An 18331-nucleotide genomic window follows, 5' to 3' on the forward strand; every position below is an offset into this window, starting at 1 on the left:
CCCGTCTTTCGACGTGGTTCCCCCGCGCCCGAGGGACCCCGCCCTGCGCCGCGCCACCCAGAACGGTGACGCGGCACGCGGGCTCGGCTAGAAGGCGGTCAGGACGTTGCGCAGGTGCTCGACCCGGAGGGGGCCGTCGATGTGGGGTTCGATGAGTTCGCGCCAGAGGGGGAAGGCGTCAGAGGTGCGGAAGGTTTCGACGTGGTCGTGGACGCTCTCCCACCCCACGAAGAGCCGGTAGGTCTGCGAGTTCTCCTCCGAGGACTCCAGCCGCAGCGTCCGCGCCCCGTGCGCCCGCTGGAACAGGGGGACGGCCTGCGCCACCGCGGCCTCGAAGTCCTGCTCGTGGCCGGGGAGGACGGCGATGGTCGCCATCTCCGTCACCATCCGCACCGAGCCGCCCGTGGCGTCGGCGGACTCGGCATCCACTCTTCCGTGCTCCCCGGATGCGGTGAGGGTGCGGGTGGCGTCGAGCGACCCGTAGGTCCAGAAGATCCGCATCTCCTCCGTGTCGGAGGCGTTCTCGAAGTGGTGGGCGACGTTGGCGGGCACGAACGTGGTGTCGAACGTGTTCAGCGCGGTGCGCTCCCCGTCGATGTCGACGACGGCGCTGCCGGCGATGACCATGACCGACTCGGCGACGTTGTGCGTGTGGTGGCCGATGGCGGCACCGGGCTCGAAGATGGTGACGCCGTTGAGGTAGGTCGTCGCGCCCCGTGCGGCGGTGACGAGCGGGATCGTTCGCGCACCGCCGCCGCGGTTCTTCGAGGGAAGCTCCTCGGGGCGGAAGACGTGCGCGGGCTGGGAGGTGATGCTCTCGATGCTCATGGTCACTCGCCGATCGTTGCGGCCGGGGCGGTCTTCGCGGGGCCGATCCACACGGTCTTGACGTTGACGAACTCCCGCAGCCCGTAGACGCCGAGCTCGCGGCCGTAGCCGGACGCCTTGATGCCGCCGAACGGCAGACGCGCGTCGGAGGCGACCATGCCGTTGACGAACACCGCTCCCGCGTCGATCTCGCGCGTCAGCCGGCGCGCCCGGTCGAGGTCGCCGGTCCACAGCGCGGCGCCGAGGCCGTACTCGGTGTCGTTGGCCAGCTCGATCGCGTGCGCCGTGTCGCGGGCGCGGATGATCGCCGCGACGGGCCCGAACGTCTCTTCCTCGAACGCGGTGTCACCCGGGCGGAGGTGGTCGATGACCGTGGGCGGGTAGTAGAACCCGGGGCCGTCGACCGGCGCCCCGCCGAGCTTGAGCACGGTGTTCTCGTTCTCGAGGGTCCGCAGCACCTGCTGATGCAGGTCGTCGCGCAGGTTCGCCCGCGCCATCGGCCCGATGTTCGTGTCGTCCTCCATCGGGTCGCCGACCTTCAACGCCGACGCGTGCTCGACGAAGGCCGCGACGAACGCGTCGGCCACCGCCTCCTCGACGATGAATCGCTTGGCGTTCACGCAGCTCTGACCGACGTTGGTGAAGCGCGCCTTCACCGCCACCTTCGCCGCCTCGGCGATGTCGGCGTCGGCGAGGACGATGAAGGGGTCCGACCCGCCGAGTTCGAGCACCTGCTTCTTCAACGCCGTGCCCGCCTGCGACGCCACGATCCGGCCCACCTGCGTCGAGCCCGTCAGGGTGACCGCGGCGATGCGGTCGTCGTCGATCAGCGCCTTCACGTCTCGGGCGTCGATGAGCACGGTCGTGCACAGGCCCTCGGGGGCGCCGGCCTTGCGCACGATCTCCTCGACCGCGAGGGCCGCCTCGGGCACGTTGTTGGCGTGCTTGAGGAACGGCGCGTTCCCGGCCGCCAGCGCGGGAGCGGCGAAGCGGAAGAACTGCCAGAACGGGTAGTTCCACGGCATGATCGCCAGCACCACCCCCAGCGGGTCGAACACCACGGCACTCTCGGTCGCGTTCGACTCCACCCGCTCGTCGGCGAGGAACTTCGGCGCGTGCGCGGCGTAGTAGTCCAGCGTGACCGCGCACTTCTCGATCTCTGCCCGCGACTCGGCGATGGGCTTGCCCATCTCGCGCGTGATGATCTGGGCGTATTCCTCACTGCCCGCGCGCAGAACCTCGGCGATGCGGGTCAGCAACGCCGTGCGCACCTCGATTGGCTCGCGGCGCCATGCGCGCTGAGCGACAGCGGCCGCGGCCAACTTCTGCTCGACCTCGTCGGGGGTGTGCAGTTCGAAGGATGCGACGACCTCTTCGGTCGCGGGGTTCACCGAGGTAATGGCCATGGGGTGCCTTTCTGTGATGAGAGGGCTCAGAAGAGGGGGTAGGCGATGAAGCCGCCGACGGCGAGCATGACCAGCGCGACGATGGTGCCGCGCCAGATCACCTTCTTGAAGTGCTCTCCGAGGTTGACATTCGCGAGACCGATGAGCAGCAGGAACGACGCCACCAGCGGGCTCGACTGGTGCAGGGCCTGACCCACGAGAGACGCACGCGCCATCTCGACCGGTTCGATACCGAAGTGCCCGGCGGTCTCGGCGAGGATGGGCAGCACCCCGAAGTAGAACGCGTCGTTGGTCATGATGAAGGTCAACGGAATGCTCAGGATGCCGGCGATCACGGCCATGAAAGGTCCGAGCACGGGCGGGATGACGCTCACCAGCCAAGCGGCCATCGCCTCGACCATGCCGGTGCCGCTCATGACACCGGTGAGCACGGAAGCGGCGAAGACCATTCCGACGACGGACACGATCGACGAGGCGTGCGCCTTGATCTGCGCGGACTGTTCCTGGATGCGCGGGAAGTTGACCACCAGGGCGAGGGCGGCGGCGACGAGGAAGATGACGACCGGCTCGGTGATGTCCATGACGAGAACCGTCATCACGGCCAGGGTCAGCGCCAGGTTGAACCAGATGAGCTTCGGACGGGCGTTGGGCCGGTCCAGGATGTTCTTGCCCTCATCGTCGACCGGAACGGCGAAGTTGTTGGTGACGACCACCGAGGAGTTCCACGCCGGAGCGGCGTTCTCCTGAGCGCTGCGGTCGCGGAACCGACGCGAGGAACCGGCCTGGATCTCCTCGCTCACGGCATCCGCTCGCCGGAGGAAGCCCGGGGACTCGGTCAGCTCGAGACGGCCGAGACGCTTCGTCTCGGAGCGGCCCATCAGGTAGGCCAGGACCAGGACAGCCCCGATGCCCGCCGCGATCGAGGGGATCATCGGCACGAAGATATCGATGGGCGACACGTTCAACGCAGCGGCCGCCCGCGCCGTCGACCCGCCCCACGGCACGGTGTTGAGCACACCGTTCGACATCGCGGCCACCACGGTGAGGATCACCGGACTCATGCCGAGACGCAGGTAGATCGGCAGGAACGCCGAGGTCACGATGATGAACGTCGTCGATCCGTCGCCATCGAGCGACACGATGGACGTCAGAAGCGCGGTGCCCACCACCAGTCGGGTGGGGTGGTTGCCCACGAAGCGCAGGATGAGGCGGATCAGCGGGTCGAACAGCCCGACGTCGATCATCGTGCCGAAGAACATGATCGCGAAGAACAGCAACCCGGCGGTCGGCGCCAACTTGAGGAACGACTCGATGATCATGTCGCTCAGGCCGAGGCCCGCGCCGGTGAACAGCCCGAAGATGATCGGCACGAGGATCAGCGTGGCTATGGGCGTGGCGCGCTTGGTCATGACCAGCGTCATGAACACCGCGATCATCGCGAAGCCGAGTACTACGAGCATCGTCGCTCCTTCGAATGAGGGGGGCGGCGGCGGTGCCACCCCTAAGAGTTATACACGTGGGTATACCCATTAGACAACTATGCTGTTTGCATGGTCGAAGCAATGGGCGCCTGGCGGGGAAAAGCCGACAGGGCGTACGCGCAGCTTCGCCACGACATCGAGACGGGCGTGTTCGCGCCGGGCCAGGCCCTGTCGGAGATCGAGCTCTCGACGCACACCGGCGCCTCGCGCACGCCGGTACGCGAGGCCATCCGCCGCCTCGCCGCCGAAGGGCTCGTGGACCTCGAGCCGCGGCGCGCCCCCACGGTGTCCCGAATCTCGCTGCGCGGAGCACGCGCGCTGTTCGACTTCCGTCGGCTCATCGAGCCCGAGGCCGTGCGGGCGGTGGCGCACAAGGCCGAGACGAACCCCGCTCTGCGGGACGACCTCCTCGCCCTCCTCGACACCTTCCACGCGATGCGCGGGGTCCCTTACGACGAGACGTTCGCGGAGCAGTTCCGTCGAGCGACGGCGGAGTTCGACCGCATCGTCGCCCTCCACACGCCCAACAGCTACCTCGCCCGCGCCATCGCGGATCTGCGTCCGCACAGCGCCCGGCTGCGCTATATCGCGCACAGCGACCGGTCTCGCCTGCAGGAGTCGGTGAACGAGCACATCGCGATGTGCACCGCCATCATCGACGGGAACCCCGATGCCGCCGCCGCGGCGATGACGACGCACCTGCATCACGTCGACCAGGCGATCTTCCGGCAACTCCTGGGGGGCGAAGCCGGAGAGATCCTGGTCTCCTAAGCGCGCTCGGCGAATAGGCGCCGGCCTTCGGTGATGGTCTGCGAGCCCGGCACCACGGTCTCGGCGACGGCCGCTTTCCACGCGCCGTAGTGTGCCGCGCTCCGGTGCTCGACGACGAAGGCGTCACGATCGCGGTAGATCTCGTAGAACGCGAAGCGCCGGCGCTCAGGGTCGAGTTCGATCACATCGAACGAGAAGCACCCGGGCTCATCGCGTACGGTCGCCTCCGCATTCGCCGCGATCGCGCGACGGAACTCCTCCACCTTTCCCGGAAGCACTTCCAGTTCGACCCAGACGGCGTGCATAGCTCCTCCTTGGAGATGATGATCGCGTCGTAGTGTATACCTGTAGGTGTACACCGCTTCCGAAAGGCAGACCATGGTTGCTCAGCCTGCGCATCCCGATACGCTCACCGCGACGCCCGATTCCACGGCGTCCCCCGCCGCGGCATCCGAGACGACGCGCGTCGACCCGACGGCACTGCGCGCGTTCACGCGCGACGTCTTCGAGAGCGTCGACGTCCCCCGCGCCGACGCGGAGCTCGTGGCCGACTCCCTCGTCGCCGCCGACGAGTGGGGTCACCAGTCGCACGGCGTCCTGCGGCTGCCGTGGTACCTCGAGCGACTCCGCACCGGCGCCATGCGCCCGGTCGCCGAACCCACGACCGTCGTCGACACCGGCGCGATGCTCATCCTCGACGGCCACGACGGCATGGGTCAAGTGCTCACCGAACGCGCCCGCATCGAAGCCGTGCGTCGCGCGAAGCAGCACGGCGTCGGGCTCGTGGGCGTGCGCAACTCCAACCACTTCGGCACGGCGATGTACTTCACCCGCCGCGCCGCGCACGACGGCTGCGCCGCCATCCTCACCACGAACGCCTCGCCCGCCATGGCACCCTGGGGCGGGCGCGAGAAGCGACTCGGCACGAACCCCTGGTCGATCGCCGCCCCCTACGGCGACAAAGTCGTCGCGGTCGACATCGCGAACACCGCCGTCGCGCGCGGCAAGATCTACCTGGCCCGCCAGAAGGGCGAGCCCATTCCCGACACCTGGGCGCTCACCCCCGAAGGCGCACGCACGACGGATGCCGCCGAAGCGGTGCACGGAGTCATCCTGCCCATGGCCGGGCACAAGGGGTACGCGATCACCTTCATGATGGACGTGCTCTCGGGCGCCCTGACCGGCAGCGCCGTCGGCACCGGCGTGCACGGACCCTACGAACCGACCGCGCGCAGCGGCGCCGGACACATGTTCATCGCCATCGACGTCGAGACCGCCGCGGACATCGAGCACTATCGTGCCAGCGTCGCCGCGCTCGTCGACGAGGCGAAGTCGGTACCGCTCGCGCAGGGCCATTCCGAGGTGTTCTACCCCGGCGAGCTCGAAGATCGTGCCGCGGCAGCGGTCGCCGATGCCGGCGGTCTGCTCCTCCCCGAGCAGACGCTGCTCGACCTGCGTCGGGTGGCCGACGAGCAGGGCGTCGCGCTCCCCCTGTAAGACGCCCCGACCGCCGTGGAGGTCACATGATCCGAGCGTGCGCACACCCACCGCGCCCGCACGACCTCGACACGGTCGTGTGTTCTCGGCGCGCGGCAAACGCGGCGTTTGCGCGTGATGAGTTCGAACCGCCGTCAGGTTGTCGGCCGGTCGGGGCCGTCTGACGCGCGTGAGAGGCGCGCGTTGGCGAGGAGGTCCGCGTACCCCGTGCCTTCGAGGTATGAGATCACAGCGTCTCGGCTCTTTTCGAGGCAGACGATGCGGTTCTCCACGACCCGCAGTTCCCGGGCGAGCTCCTCGGCAGATGCCCGCCCGCCCACTTCTGATCGTTTCGCCGGGCCAGGGGTCTCGATGTCCAAGACGATCTTGATCATCCGGGTGGACAGGCCCGCTTCGACCAGCGCGCGGACATGGCGGGCGTGCTCAACCTGCTCTTGCGAGTAGTCCCGGTACCCGTTCGACGAACGTGACGCCGCGATTAGGCCTTGTTGTTCGTAGTACCGCAGCATGCGCGCGGGGGCCCCGATTGCGTCCGCCGCCTCGCTGATCTTCATGGTGTTGCGCCCTTCTTCTGCCTCGACTTGACCTTGACAGTAATGGCAAAGTTTAGCCTTCACTTCGTGCTCGGCCCCGACCGTCGGGAGCCAGAGGAAGGAAGACATGTCAACGCGCAGCTGGGACGGCCAGTCACGAAAGATCCTCGTCATCGGGGCGGGGGAGCTCGGGATGCCTGTCCTCCGCAACGTGGTCCGCCGAGCCGCCGACGTACCTGCCGCCTCGGTCGACGTGCTGCTGCGGAACACCACGATTAACTCGACGGCGCCGGCGAAGCAGCGCGACGTCGCCGAGATCCGTCAGCTCGGCATCGGCATCGTCCACGGCGACCTGGTGGAGAGCACCATCGAGGACCTCGCCGCCATCTTCCGCGACTACGACACCGTCATCGGCTGCACCGGTATCACCGCAGGCCTCGACACCCCGATGAAGGTTGCCCAGGCCGCACTCGCAGCCGCACTTCCGCGGTACTTCCCGTGGCAGTTCGGCGTCGACTTCGACGTCATCGGCCGCGGCAGCCCGCAAGACATCTTCGATTCCCAGCTCGATGTTCGTGACCTGCTCCGCTCTCAGCACGACATGGAGTGGGTGATCATCTCCACCGGCATGTTCATGAACTACCTCTTCGACGCTGACTCCGGAATGGTCGACCTGCCGAACAACACCGTGAACGCCCTCGGCACGGCGGACACCGCCGTCACTGTCACCACCCCGGAAGACATCGGCGCTCTGACCGCGGAAATCGTCTTCACCGAGCCGCGCATCCGCGACGAGATCGTGTACGTGGCCGGCGACACGATCACCTACGGTCAGCTCGCGAAGACCCTCGAAACGATCCTCGACCGTCCGTTCGAGCTGCGGGTGTGGTCCGAGCCGACGCTGATGGCGGAGCTTGCGTCCGACCCTGACAACATGACCCGGAAGTACCGGGCAGCGTTCGCGCAGGGGCGCGGCGTCGCGTGGCCGAAGGCCGAGACATTCAACGCTCGCCGGCAGATCAAGACGACAACCCTCCGTGAGTGGATCGCGGAAAACATCGCAGCCTGACCCGAGAACGCCCGACAGGCGAGCCCGCCCCTCCCGGTGGACTCACGAGCACGAAGCCCGCTCAAGGGTCCACACGTACGGCGATGGATCATCGAACGGACGATCGTGGCCGACTCGGCGGGAGTCGCCGATTCTTTGGTCCACCTGCACCGTGCCCTCGACCGGAAGCAGGGGCGAACACAGCACTTGCACGAGCACATCAGCCGGCTCGGGCCAGACGCTTTGTTCACGCTTTGCACTCGTGCAGCCCGTCCGCTGCGGAGATGTGGTCAGATCTGGACGGAGTCGTTGTCGCGAAGGACTGCGAGTTCCAGTCCGGCGAGCGGGGTGATGAACTGTGCGAGGAACTCCTTTCCCATCTCCGTCAGCAGTACGTCGTGGATCGCGATCGCTCGTGTCGGGCGGGCGGCACGGATGAAGTCCACGATCTTGTCCAGCCGGGAGAACGGGCCGGAGAGCGGCACAAGGAGGGTTGTCACGTTCTCTTCGGGGACGTAATAGGAGTCGCCGGGGTGGTAGACGTCCTGGTCGATGACGTAACCGACGTTGCCGGACGCGGGCATGTCGAGGTGGATGGACTCGTGGCGACCGCCGACGACAGAGATATGGAAGCCGGCGGCGTCCCCTGTGCCACCGGGCTCGACGACCCGGATCCGGTCACCATGTCGGGGGATCTGGTTCGCGACGCTGGGGGGAGCCCAGATCTTGAGATCCGGCTGGCTGTCGAGGGCGGCGGTGAGGAGATCGACATCGGCGTGGTCCGGGTGGTCATGCGTGATGAGTACTACGGACGCATCGCGGATGAGTTCCGGTGCGTCCGTCGTGAAGACCCCGGGGTCGATGAGGAGCGAGGCGCCGTCCTTCTCGAGGACGACGGTCGGGTGCGTGTGCTTGCGGAGAATCATGGGCGCTTGAGTCTTTGTGAATCGGTGTGCTTGCTGAAGAGCCTGGACGCCGCGTGTCGTGTGATGGCAGCGCCGACCAACCCCGCGAACAGCGGGTGCGGGTTTGTCGGGCGAGAGCGCAGCTCGGGATGCGCTTGAGTGCCGATGTAGAACGGGTGCGCGGTGCGGTCGAGTTCGACGTATTCGACGAGGGTGCCGTCGGGCGAGGTGCCGGAGAAGCGGAGCCCCGCGTCCGCGATCTGATCTCGATACGTGTTGTTCACCTCGTAGCGATGGCGGTGGCGTTCGGACGCTTCTCGGGTGCCGTAGAGGTCTGCGGCGAGGGAGCCCTCCGCGAAAGAGGCGGGAAAAAGCCCGAGGCGCATTGTGCCGCCGAGGTCTCCGGAGGTGATGATGTCGACCTGCGCCGCCATGGTTGCGACGACCGGGGTCGAGGTCCCAGGATCGAACTCGGTGCTTGAGGCCTCCGGCAGCCCCGCTTCATGTCGGGCGTATTCGATGACCATGCATTGCAGGCCGAGGCACAGGCCGAGGGTCGGGATGCCCTGCTCGCGAGCGAATGTCAGCGCACCGAGCTTCCCCTCGATCCCGCGCACGCCGAACCCGCCGGGCACGCAGATGCCGTCCACCTCGCCGAGCTGCGTCGCAGCGCCCTCAGGAGTGGCGCAATCGTCCGACGCGACCCATTTCAGTTTCACCGTGGTGCGGTGCGGAAAGCCGCCGGCCCGCAGGGCTTCGGTGACGGACAGGTAGGCATCCGGGAGGTCGATGTATTTGCCGACGAGGGCGATGGTGACCTCTCCCTCGGGCTCGTGTACCGCGTCGAGAACCGGTCTCCACGCCGACCAGTCCATGCCGTGTGCGTCGAGCCTCAGAGCTTCGACGATCACCTGGTCGAGGCCCTGCTCGTGCAGCAACATGGGGAGGTCGTAGATCGACGGGACGTCGACGGCGTTGATTACGGCGCCCTCCTCGACATCGCACATCAAGGCGATCTTTGTCTTGTTCGACTTGCTGACCGGGCGGTTGCTGCGAAGCACGAGCGCGTCAGGTTGGATGCCGAGTGAGCGCATCTGCGCGACCGAGTGTTGCGTCGGCTTGGTTTTCTGCTCGCCCGATGCGCCGATGAACGGCAGCAGGGAAATGTGGAGGAAAAAGACGTTGTCACGACCGAGCTCGTGACGCACCGGGTCAAGCTCCTCCTCTGCTTGGGGGCATGTCGAGCAGCATTCGAACGTGTTCCGCCGAGGCGAGCGTTACGCGAGTCATGCGCGTTTCGATCAGTGCATCTCACCACGCAGGGGGACGACGCGGCCGCAGCGATGCGCGATGCGGCAACCAACATGGTTCGAGCATCTGTGGACGGGTGGACTATCGAAGAACAGCAAACCCTCGCATTGCTTCTCAATCGGCTCGTTTACGCGCAAGCCGCCCCCTGAACGCGGCCGCTGGGCTCACTGACCTCGACGGGGACATTGGTGCTGCGTCTGACAACGCTCCGGTCCGCCTGCCCTTCCGGTTTGTGAGCCATCAACGAGTCGGGGCTGTGCCCGCCCGCTGCTGTTGATCCCAAAGGGACCGGATCGGATACGTGTCGTAGATGATGTGCAGGTGTCGGATGCGCCCATCAGGATCGAGTTCAGCAACGTCGACGACGGTAAATGGGGCGGGGGTGCCGTCCGCGAGTGTCCAATCGAAGTCAAACCAGAACGCGAGGGTTGGCGCCGCTGCCGCTGGGCTGATCAGGATCTGGCGAAGGGTGAGCGTGGACGCAGCTGTGTCAGCGAACAAGGTGAGGTAGAAGTCTCGTGCCGAGCGCTCACCGTACAGAGGGGAACTCACGACACCATCCGGGGTGAACAAGTCGAGCACGGCGTCTATGTCCGCTGAAGAGAGCGCCTCTAGGTATGCCTCGACGAGGCGCGAGTGAGACGAAGGAAGCATCGTCGTGGTTCATTTCGTGATCGCGAATGAGGAGCCCAAAGCAGGCCTCTCCTCCGATCTTGCCCTAGGGGGGATCCCGAACCAACTCCCGTACGGGTGGACGACGCCATAACGCCGTCGCAAGTTCGTACGACACACGGCGAATGATGTGGTCTGTGCCAATGCGGACGGGACGTGCCGACCGCCAGTGCCACGACTCTCGACGACCAAAGTCGATGAGGCCCGAGACCTTCGTCGGCCAGGACGCGCTCGGCCGCCTGAGGAGCGGGCCCGGTGCGAATTCCCTCGTCAGAAAGGCGCCTCAGGTATCAGCCACGAACTGCGGAACAGCGACGATCGAATCGCAGATAGGCGTGCGCGCTTCAGGGTGGCGAGACTCAACTCGGACGTGCCATGGCCAGTGCCGATCGAGTTGCGAGCCTCGACGATAAAGCCTCATATCAGTCCAGCAGCAGCGCCGGCTCCTCGAGCACGGATGCCACGTCCGCGATGAACCGCGAGATCCCGTCGCCGTCGACCACGCGATGATCGAACGAGCCCGAGACCGTGGTCACCCAGCGGGGCCGCACCTCGCCGTCGACGACCCACGGCTTCTGACGGATGGCGCCGAGCGCGATGATGCCGGCCTCGCCGGGGTTGATGATCGGGGTCCCGGCATCCACTCCGAACACACCGATGTTCGTGATCGTGAACGTGCCACCGGTCTGGTCGGCGGGGCTGGTCCTGCCCTCGCGTGCGGTGAGGGTGAGGTGCTCGAGTGCCTTGGCGAGCTCGCGGGTGTTCATCGACTGCGCGTCCTTGATGTTCGGCACGAGCAGGCCACGGGGGGTCGCCGCGGCGATGCCGAGGTTCACGTAGTGGCGCACCGAGATCTGGGCGCCGTCTTCGGTGTCGACCCACGCGGCGTTGATCATCGGGGTGCGACGCAGCGCCCAGATGACGGCGCGCGCCATGATCAGCAGCGGCGAGATCTTCACGTCGGCGAAGTCGGGCGAGGCCTTGAGGCGCTTGACGAGCTCCATCGTGCGCGAGGCGTCGACGTCGACCCACACCGACACGTGCGGCGCCGAGTACGCGCTCGAGGTCATCGCGTTGGCGGTCGCCTTGCGGACGCCGCGGACGGGGATCGACTCCTCGCGGGCGTCGGAGGAGGGAGCGGATGCCACGGGGGCGGGCGCCGCGGGAGTGGCCACGGCGATCGTCTCCTCGCGGACGGCACCCCACGCGGGCGTCTCGATGTTGCGGAAGACGCTCGCCTGCTCGGCGTGCTTCACGACGTCGTCGCGGGTCACCTCTCCGGCGGGTCCGCTGGGAGTCACGGCCGACAGGTCGACGCCGAGGTCACGCGCGAGCTTGCGGATCGGGGGCTTCGCGACCACACCCACCGACGCCTTCACGGGGCGCTCCGCGGGCTTGCGCCGACGCGACGACACCGCGCCACCCGTGCCGTACCCGACCAGCACCGCCCCACCGGGATCGCTGGGCTCCGGAACCGTGACGGGCTCTGCCTGCGACGGGGTCTCGGCATCCGCGGATCCGATCGTGATGATCGGCGCACCGACCTCGACGGTCGACCCCTCGGATGCCAGCAGCTCGCCGACCGTGCCGGAGTACGGCGACGGCAGCTCGACGAGCGACTTGGCCGTCTCGATCTCGACGATCACGTCGTTGACGGCGACGGTGTCACCCGGAGCGACGCGCCACTGCACGATCTCGGCCTCGGTGAGGCCTTCTCCGACGTCGGGGAGAACGAAGGTCTGCTCGGTCACGGTGGTGTCCTTTGCTCGCGAGACGTCATCTCGCTGACGAAACGGTGACAGGCTGTCGCGGATTCGTCAGCGAGTTGCAGTCTCGCGGTTCATGGCGGGGAGAGGAAGAGCGGATCAGTACGCCAGAGACCGGTCGACGGCCTCGAGGATGCGGTCGGCGTCGGGCAGGTAGGTGCCCTCGAGCTTCGCGGGCGGGAAGGGCACGTCGAACCCCGACACCCGCAGCACGGGCGCCTCGAGCGCGAAGAAGGCCTTCTCCATGACGGTCGCGGCGATCTCGGAGCCGAGCGAGGTGAAGCCCGGCGCCTCCTGCGCGTAGACCATGCGGCCGGTGCGGCGCACCGAGTCGAGCAGGGGGCCGTAGTCGACGGGCGAGAGCGAACGCAGGTCGATGACCTCGCAGCTCGTGCCCTCGCTCTCGGCGAGAGCGGCGGCCTGCAGCAGGGTCGTCACCATCGCGCCGTGTCCGACGAGCGTGACGTCGGTGCCGCGGCGGACGATGCGGCTCGCGTGCAACGGCAGCGCGGGCGCCTCGAGGTCGACCTCGCCCTTCTGCCAGTACTTGGCCTTCGGCTCGAGGAAGACGACGGGGTCGGGCGATTCGATCGCCTGCTGGATCATCCAGTAGGCGTCGTTCGCGTTCGAGGGGCTGACCACCCGGAGCCCTGCCGTGTGCGTGAAGTACGCCTCGGGGCTCTCCTGGTGGTGCTCGACCGCGCCGATGTGTCCGCCGTAGGGGATGCGGATGACGACGGGCATGCGTACCGCGCCCTCGTGGCGGTTCGTGATCTTCGCGAGCTGCGAGGTGATCTGGTCGAAGGCGGGGAAGACGAAGCCGTCGAACTGGATCTCGAGCACGGGCGTGAAGCCGCCCATCGCGAGACCGATCGCGGTGCCGACGATCCCCGACTCCGCGAGCGGGGAGTCGATGACCCGGCGCGGACCGAAGTCCTTCTGCAGGCCCTCGGTCACGCGGAAGACGCCGCCGAGCGGGCCGATGTCCTCACCCATGAGCAGCACGCGGTCGTCGGTCTCGAGCGCGCGACGGAGTCCGGCGTTCAGCGCGCGGCTGATCGGCATGTTGTCGGTCACTGCGCGCCCCCTTCCATCGAGGTCTCGTAGTCGTCGAGCCAGCGCTGCTCCTCGGCGATCAGCGCGTGAGCCTCGGAGTAGACGCTCTCGAACATGTGCACGCGCGGGATGCCGCCGAGCTCGTTCGTGCGCACGCGCACGTCGTCGGCGAGGGCTGCACCCTCGGCATCCGCGTCGTCGAAGAACTGCTGCGAGGCGCCGCGTCCCTCGAGGTAGGCGCGCATGCGGGCGATCGGGTCGCGCCCGGCCCACGCCTTCTCTTCGTCGGAGGTGCGGTACTTGGTGGGGTCGTCGCTGGTCGTGTGCGCGCCCATGCGGTACGTCATCGCCTCGATCGCGCGGGGGCCGCCGCCTGCGCGCGCCTCGTCGAGGGCGACCTTCGACACGGCGTAGCTCGCGAGCACGTCGTTCCCGTCGACCTGGAGGCTCGGGATGCCGTAGCCCTCACCGCGCTTGTACAGCGGCGAGCGCGACTGCGTCGCGACCGGCACCGAGATGGCCCACTGGTTGTTCTGCAGGAAGAACACCTCGGGGGTCTGGAAGCTCGCGGCGAAGACCATCGCCTCGTGCACGTCGCCCTGGCTCGAGGCGCCGTCGCCGTAGTAGACGATGACGGCTTCGTCGCGCTCGGGGTCGCCGCTGCCGCTCTTGCCGTCGAACACCAGGCCCATCGCCAGGCCCGTGGCGTGCAGCGTCTGCGCACCGAGCACGAGCGTGTAGATGTGCGTGTTGCCGTTCTTGGGGTCGGTGGGGTCCCACCCGCCGTGGGTGAGTCCGCGCATGAGGCGGATGATGTCGAGCGGGTCGACGCCGCGGATGCGGGTGACCACGTGCTCGCGATACGAGGGGAAGACGTGGTCCTGCGCGCGGGCCGCGCGGGCGGAGCCGACCTGCGCCGCCTCTTGCCCGAAGGACGGCGGCCACAGGGCGAGCTGCCCCTGGCGCTGCAGGTTGGTGGCCTGTACGTCGAACGCGCGGATCGAGACCATGTCGCGGTAGAAGGTCTCGAGTTCGGCGTCGGTCAGGGCGTCGATGAGCGGCAGGTAGCGCTCGGCGGCGGGCGTGGGGGCCAGCGTGCCGTCGGCTGCCAGAACGCGCACGAGAGCGGGGTCGTCGAGCGGGGTCATGAACCCACGCTAACGCGCGACCCATGCGCGAGACCGCATGAGGTGCACAACGGATGCCGGAATCCGACGTGCCCGATCGACAAAGGCGCCCCCGCGGGTCAGCGCACGGCGGCGGCCGCGGCGACCTCGACCACGCGGTCGAGCGACTCCTCTTCGCCGATCGAGATGCGGATGCCGTCGCCCGGGAAGGGGCGCACGATGAGCCCGGCCTCTTCGAAAGCGGTGGCGACCTCGACCGTGCGGTCGCCGGCGGCGAGCCACACGAAGTTGCCCTGGGCGTCGGGGACGTCCCACCCGACCGCGCGGAGGCGGTCGACCAGGCGGTCGCGTCGCTCGGCGATGACCTTCACGCGGTGCAGCAGCTCGCTCTCGGCATCCAGGCTCGCAATCGCCGCGGCCTCGCCGGCAGCGGTGACCGAGAGCGGGATCGCGGTGCTGCGCGCGGCGTTCAGCACGCCGGTGTGGCCGATCGCGTAGCCGATGCGCAGACCCGCGAGACCGTACGCCTTCGAGAAGGTGCGAAGCACGACCACGTTCGGCCGGTTGAGCACGGCGCGCACGCGGCTGCCCTCGACCGAGTCGGGGTCGGTGACGAACTCGGCGTAGGCCTCGTCGAGAACGATCAGCACATCGCGCGGCACGGCGTCGACGAAGGCAGCGAACTCGTCGTAGCCGACGGTCGGGCCGGTGGGGTTGTTGGGGCTGCAGACGATCACGAGGCGCGTGCGCTCGGTGACGGCGGCGGCCATCGCGGGAAGGTCGTGACGCGAGTCCGCCGTCAACGGCACCTGCACGCTCTTCGCGCCCGCGACGGCGACCAGCGAGGGGTAGGCCTCGAACGAGCGCCAGGCGTAGACGACTTCGTCGCCGGGGCCCGAGGTCGCCAGCAGCAGCTGCGCGAGCACCGAGACGCTGCCGGCACCGACGTGCACCTCGTCGGGCGAGACGCCGTACCGCGCGGCGAGACGCTCGCGCAGGCGTGCGGCCGTGGCATCCGGGTATCTGTTGAACGCTCCCGCCGCGACGGCCGCATCGAGGACGCCGGGGAGGGGCTCGAAGGGGTTCTCGTTGCTCGAGAGCTTGAAGGCGTCGGGGCTGGCCTGTCGCCCCTGGCGGTACGCGGGCAGGGCGGCGATCTCGGGGCGGATACGGGGCAGAACCGGCTCTTCACTCACCCCGCGAGCCTAACCGGGGGCCCGCCGCGCGCGTCAGTCCGACTTTTCCGACCCGCTCCTCCCCACGATGGGGAGAGCCGCGAGCTCTCCACAAGGCCGTGGTGCTCCAGCGGGTGCGTGCCACGATGGGGGCATGCGCTTCGTCGTCCGCGTCGCCGTCAACGCCTTCGCCATCTGGATCGTCACCCTGCTGCCCGCCCTGCAGGTGCGGCTCATCCCGTTCGCGCCGGGCGAGTGGTTCCAGGTGCTGCTCACGCTGCTGCTGGTCGGGCTCATCTTCGCCCTGGTGAACACGATCATCGGCACCGTGGTCAAGATCGTCGCGATCCCGCTCTACATCCTCACCCTCGGGCTCATCTCGCTGATCATCAACGGCTTCCTGCTGTGGCTCACGGGCGTCATCACCGAGAACTGGGACTGGGGCCTGCGCACCGGCGAGTTCTGGCTGACGGTCGTCGCGGCGCTCGTCATCGGCATCATCAACGCCGTGCTCGGCGGCATCCTGCGCCCGCGGCGCGAGGAGCGCGAACGCCGCTGATGCGCGCCGGGCTCATCACCGCCATGATGGAGGGATGACCGCGAACCCCGACGCGCCGTTCCGCGTCGTGTTCGTCTGCAGCGGCAACATCTGCCGCTCACCGATGGCCGACGTGGTGTTCCGCCGCATCGCCCACACGTCCGGTCTCGGAGCGCACATCGCGTCGACGTCGGCCGGCACCGGCGACTGGCACGTTGGCGAACGCGCCGACCACCGCACCCTCGCGGCCCTCGAGCGCCTGGGCTACGACGGCTCGTCGCACCGCGCCCGCCAATTTCAGTACGCCGACTTCGAGCGCAACGACCTCGTGGTCGCCCTCGACCGCAGCCACGAACGCGTGCTCCGCGGTTGGGCGCGTGACGACGACGACGCCGACAAGATCGCGCTGCTGCAGTCCTTCCTTCCGGATGCCGAGACCCTCGACGTCCCCGACCCGTACTACGCCGGGGCCCCGATGTTCGACGAGGTGCTCGGTATGATCGAACGCGCCAGCAGGGCCCTGTTCCGACAGCTCGAGCCCGCCATCCGTTCCGCGGGCTGACCCGTTCGCGCAACCCCCGGGAGACCCGTGTCCTCTCTGCCCCCGCAGCCCCTCAGCCCGCTCGACGGACGGTACTTCGCCACCGTCGCGGAACTCGGCGACTACCTGTCGGAGGCCGGGCTCAACCGCGCCCGCGTCGAGGTCGAGGTCGAGTGGCTGCTCGCCCTGACCGACCGCTCGCTGTTCGGCACCTCGCCCGTCTCCGACGCCGACCGCGCGCGCCTGCGCGCCCTCTACGAGGAGTTCGGCGCCGACGAGATCGCGTGGCTGAAAGAGAAAGAGGCGGTCACCCGCCACGACGTCAAGGCCGTCGAGTACCTCGTGCGCGACCGCCTCGACACCCTGGGCCTCACCGCCCTCGCCGAGCTGACGCACTTCGCCTGCACCAGCGAGGACATCAACTCCACCGCCTACGCCCTCACCGTGCAGCGCGCGGTCGAACGCGTGTGGCTGCCCAAGCTCCGTTCGGTCACGGCCGCACTCGCCGAGCTCGCGAAGCAGCACCGCGACGCCGCGATGCTCTCGCGCACCCACGGCCAGCCGGCCACGCCCACCACGATGGGCAAAGAGATCGGCGTCTTCGCGTGGCGCCTCGAGCGCGTCATCCGTCAACTGGATGCCGGCGAGTACCTCGCGAAGTTCTCGGGAGCCACCGGCACCTGGTCGGCGCACGTCGCCGCAGAGCCGGACGTCGACTGGCCGTCGCTGACGCGTGAGTTCATCGAGTCGCTCGGCCTCGGTTTCAACCCGGTCACCACGCAGATCGAGTCGCACGACTGGCAGGTCGAGCTCTACGACCGTGCCCGTCACGCCGGCGGCATCCTGCACAACCTCGCCACCGACATCTGGACGTACATCTCGCTCGGGTACTTCACCCAGATCCCCGTCGCGGGCGCCACCGGGTCGTCGACCATGCCGCACAAGATCAACCCGATCCGGTTCGAGAACGCCGAGGCGAACCTCGAGATTGCGGGCGGGTTGTTCGCCACCCTGGCATCCACTCTCGTGACGAGCCGCCTGCAGCGCGACCTCACCGACTCGACGACCCAGCGCAACATCGGCGTCGCCTTCGGGCACTCTCTGCTGGCTCTCGACAACCTGCAGCGCGGTCTCACCGAGATCTCGCTCGCCGAAGACGTGCTGCTGGCCGACCTCGACGTGAACTGGGAAGTGCTCGCCGAGGCGATCCAGACGGTCGTGCGCGCCGAGATCGCCGCGGGCCGCTCGCAGATCACCGACCCCTACGCGCTGCTCAAGGACCTCACGCGCGGCCGCCGCGTCGGCGGGGCCGAGCTGGCCGAGTTCGTGCGCGGCCTCGACATCGGCGACGCCGCGAAAGAGCGCCTGCTCGCGCTGACCCCCGCCGCGTACGCGGGACTGGCCTCGCGGGTGGTCGACGCGCTGTAACGCGCTGCGGGGAACGCGCCCCCTCCGTCGAGTGTCCAAGACACGCCGCGTCGGCCCCCGCGCCGACGGCGTTTCTCGGACACTCACGTCGTGACGTGGGGCGGCGTCGCGCCTTCGCGTACCCCGCGTCGCGCCTTCGCGTGTCCCGCGTCACGCCTTCGCGTGTCCCCTCGCCAGGCACCGCGCGTCGCGTCGCCCGCCGTCCTGTTGAGTGTCCAAAACACCCGGACGAAATTCGAAAACGTCCG

Annotated in this window: 17 protein-coding genes and 1 pseudogene; 6 read left to right on the forward strand and 12 right to left on the reverse strand. The window is 68.3% G+C overall.

Translation table 11 applies throughout. From position 1 onward, the window contains the following. Positions 1-87: 87 nt before the first annotated feature. The 3 genes from OVA17_RS05285 to OVA17_RS05295 are packed head-to-tail and all read right to left on the reverse strand — an operon-like array spanning position 88 to position 3694. Positions 88-828 carry a cupin domain-containing protein gene (locus tag OVA17_RS05285; protein ID WP_267788655.1) on the reverse strand — a complete coding sequence of 247 codons (741 nt, stop codon included), beginning with the start codon at positions 826-828 and terminating at the stop codon, positions 88-90. 2 nt (positions 829-830) lie between these two features. Then, positions 831-2234 (reverse strand): NAD-dependent succinate-semialdehyde dehydrogenase, encoded by a 1404-nt coding sequence (locus tag OVA17_RS05290; RefSeq protein WP_267788656.1) that lies wholly within the window; start codon positions 2232-2234, stop codon positions 831-833. A gap of 26 nt (positions 2235-2260) precedes the next feature. Continuing rightward, a complete protein-coding gene (locus OVA17_RS05295) occupies positions 2261-3694 on the reverse strand; it encodes a CitMHS family transporter (RefSeq protein WP_267788658.1) in 1434 nt (477 codons plus the stop codon). 90 nt (positions 3695-3784) lie between these two features. Between OVA17_RS05295 and OVA17_RS05300 the strand changes: the two genes are divergently transcribed. Beyond that, a complete protein-coding gene (locus OVA17_RS05300) occupies positions 3785-4486 on the forward strand; it encodes a GntR family transcriptional regulator (protein WP_267788660.1) in 702 nt (233 codons plus the stop codon). On the opposite strand, the gene OVA17_RS05305 is transcribed toward OVA17_RS05300, so the two are convergent. Further along, on the reverse strand, positions 4483-4791 hold the full coding sequence (locus tag OVA17_RS05305) for a putative quinol monooxygenase (protein ID WP_267788661.1): 309 nt from the start codon (positions 4789-4791) through the stop codon (positions 4483-4485). The two genes, OVA17_RS05300 and OVA17_RS05305, sit on opposite strands and share 4 nt — an antisense overlap. 73 nt (positions 4792-4864) lie before the next feature. Between OVA17_RS05305 and OVA17_RS05310 the strand changes: the two genes are divergently transcribed. Beyond that, positions 4865-5983: an Ldh family oxidoreductase gene (locus tag OVA17_RS05310; RefSeq protein WP_267788662.1), complete on the forward strand. Its 1119-nt coding sequence runs from the start codon at positions 4865-4867 to the stop codon at positions 5981-5983. A 134-nt stretch (positions 5984-6117) separates the two neighbouring features. Here the strand turns inward: OVA17_RS05310 and OVA17_RS05315 are convergent, their stop codons facing one another. Beyond that, positions 6118-6645 (reverse strand): MerR family transcriptional regulator, encoded by a 528-nt coding sequence (locus OVA17_RS05315; RefSeq protein WP_267788664.1) that lies wholly within the window; start codon positions 6643-6645, stop codon positions 6118-6120. Between OVA17_RS05315 and OVA17_RS05320 the strand changes: the two genes are divergently transcribed. Further along, on the forward strand, positions 6644-7585 hold the full coding sequence (locus OVA17_RS05320; RefSeq protein WP_267788666.1) for an aromatic alcohol reductase: 942 nt from the start codon (positions 6644-6646) through the stop codon (positions 7583-7585). The genes OVA17_RS05315 and OVA17_RS05320 overlap by 2 nt on opposite strands. 269 nt (positions 7586-7854) lie before the next feature. Here the strand turns inward: OVA17_RS05320 and OVA17_RS05325 are convergent, their stop codons facing one another. The 7 genes and pseudogenes from OVA17_RS05325 to OVA17_RS05355 form a co-directional block, all read right to left on the reverse strand. Beyond that, positions 7855-8490 (reverse strand): MBL fold metallo-hydrolase, encoded by a 636-nt coding sequence (locus OVA17_RS05325; RefSeq protein ID WP_267788668.1) that lies wholly within the window; start codon positions 8488-8490, stop codon positions 7855-7857. After that, a pseudogene (locus tag OVA17_RS05330) lies at positions 8487-9677 on the reverse strand (CTP synthase); the annotation flags it as partial. The gene OVA17_RS05325 and the pseudogene OVA17_RS05330, both read right to left, overlap by 4 nt. A gap of 343 nt (positions 9678-10020) precedes the next feature. Beyond that, positions 10021-10434 carry a nuclear transport factor 2 family protein gene (locus OVA17_RS05335; RefSeq protein WP_267788669.1) on the reverse strand — a complete coding sequence of 138 codons (414 nt, stop codon included), beginning with the start codon at positions 10432-10434 and terminating at the stop codon, positions 10021-10023. A gap of 440 nt (positions 10435-10874) precedes the next feature. Continuing rightward, positions 10875-12203, reverse strand: coding sequence for a dihydrolipoamide acetyltransferase family protein (locus OVA17_RS05340; RefSeq protein ID WP_267788670.1), 1329 nt, complete (start codon positions 12201-12203; stop codon positions 10875-10877). A gap of 114 nt (positions 12204-12317) precedes the next feature. Beyond that, positions 12318-13283: an alpha-ketoacid dehydrogenase subunit beta gene (locus OVA17_RS05345; RefSeq protein WP_081349711.1), complete on the reverse strand. Its 966-nt coding sequence runs from the start codon at positions 13281-13283 to the stop codon at positions 12318-12320. An 8-nt stretch (positions 13284-13291) separates the two neighbouring features. Beyond that, positions 13292-14422, reverse strand: a complete 1131-nt coding sequence (locus tag OVA17_RS05350) for a thiamine pyrophosphate-dependent enzyme (RefSeq protein ID WP_267788672.1) — start codon at positions 14420-14422, stop codon at positions 13292-13294. A 98-nt stretch (positions 14423-14520) separates the two neighbouring features. Next, positions 14521-15597, reverse strand: coding sequence for a histidinol-phosphate transaminase (locus tag OVA17_RS05355; RefSeq protein WP_267788674.1), 1077 nt, complete (start codon positions 15595-15597; stop codon positions 14521-14523). A 133-nt stretch (positions 15598-15730) separates the two neighbouring features. Here OVA17_RS05355 and OVA17_RS05360 point away from each other — a divergent pair, with 133 nt between their 5' ends. From OVA17_RS05360 to purB, 3 genes are read left to right on the forward strand one after another with little or no spacing between them, the layout of a single operon-like run. Then, entirely contained in the window at positions 15731-16135 is a 405-nt protein-coding gene (locus tag OVA17_RS05360) for a phage holin family protein (protein WP_267788675.1), read from the forward strand. 34 nt (positions 16136-16169) lie between these two features. Beyond that, positions 16170-16676 carry a low molecular weight protein-tyrosine-phosphatase gene (locus tag OVA17_RS05365; protein ID WP_267788676.1) on the forward strand — a complete coding sequence of 169 codons (507 nt, stop codon included), beginning with the start codon at positions 16170-16172 and terminating at the stop codon, positions 16674-16676. Between the two features lie 27 nt (positions 16677-16703). Beyond that, positions 16704-18083 carry an adenylosuccinate lyase gene (purB, locus tag OVA17_RS05370; RefSeq protein WP_267788677.1) on the forward strand — a complete coding sequence of 460 codons (1380 nt, stop codon included), beginning with the start codon at positions 16704-16706 and terminating at the stop codon, positions 18081-18083. Positions 18084-18331: the final 248 nt, after the last annotated feature.

Origin of the sequence: Microbacterium sp. SL75, from assembly GCF_026625865.1 — a bacterium.
Taxonomy (GTDB): domain Bacteria; phylum Actinomycetota; class Actinomycetes; order Actinomycetales; family Microbacteriaceae; genus Microbacterium.

Coding starts and splice junctions, on each gene's coding strand:
- OVA17_RS05285 (WP_267788655.1), bottom strand. CDS start 828: ATGAGCATCGAGAGCATCACCTCCCAGCCCGCGCACGTCTTCCGCCCC.
- OVA17_RS05290 (WP_267788656.1), bottom strand. CDS start 2,234: ATGGCCATTACCTCGGTGAACCCCGCGACCGAAGAGGTCGTCGCATCC.
- OVA17_RS05295 (WP_267788658.1), bottom strand. CDS start 3,694: ATGCTCGTAGTACTCGGCTTCGCGATGATCGCGGTGTTCATGACGCTG.
- OVA17_RS05300 (WP_267788660.1), top strand. CDS start 3,785: ATGGTCGAAGCAATGGGCGCCTGGCGGGGAAAAGCCGACAGGGCGTAC.
- OVA17_RS05305 (WP_267788661.1), bottom strand. CDS start 4,791: ATGCACGCCGTCTGGGTCGAACTGGAAGTGCTTCCGGGAAAGGTGGAG.
- OVA17_RS05310 (WP_267788662.1), top strand. CDS start 4,865: ATGGTTGCTCAGCCTGCGCATCCCGATACGCTCACCGCGACGCCCGAT.
- OVA17_RS05320 (WP_267788666.1), top strand. CDS start 6,644: ATGTCAACGCGCAGCTGGGACGGCCAGTCACGAAAGATCCTCGTCATC.
- OVA17_RS05315 (WP_267788664.1), bottom strand. CDS start 6,645: ATGTCTTCCTTCCTCTGGCTCCCGACGGTCGGGGCCGAGCACGAAGTG.
- OVA17_RS05325 (WP_267788668.1), bottom strand. CDS start 8,490: ATGATTCTCCGCAAGCACACGCACCCGACCGTCGTCCTCGAGAAGGAC.
- OVA17_RS05335 (WP_267788669.1), bottom strand. CDS start 10,434: ATGCTTCCTTCGTCTCACTCGCGCCTCGTCGAGGCATACCTAGAGGCG.
- OVA17_RS05345 (WP_081349711.1), bottom strand. CDS start 13,283: ATGCCGATCAGCCGCGCGCTGAACGCCGGACTCCGTCGCGCGCTCGAG.
- OVA17_RS05350 (WP_267788672.1), bottom strand. CDS start 14,422: ATGACCCCGCTCGACGACCCCGCTCTCGTGCGCGTTCTGGCAGCCGAC.
- OVA17_RS05360 (WP_267788675.1), top strand. CDS start 15,731: ATGCGCTTCGTCGTCCGCGTCGCCGTCAACGCCTTCGCCATCTGGATC.
- OVA17_RS05365 (WP_267788676.1), top strand. CDS start 16,170: ATGACCGCGAACCCCGACGCGCCGTTCCGCGTCGTGTTCGTCTGCAGC.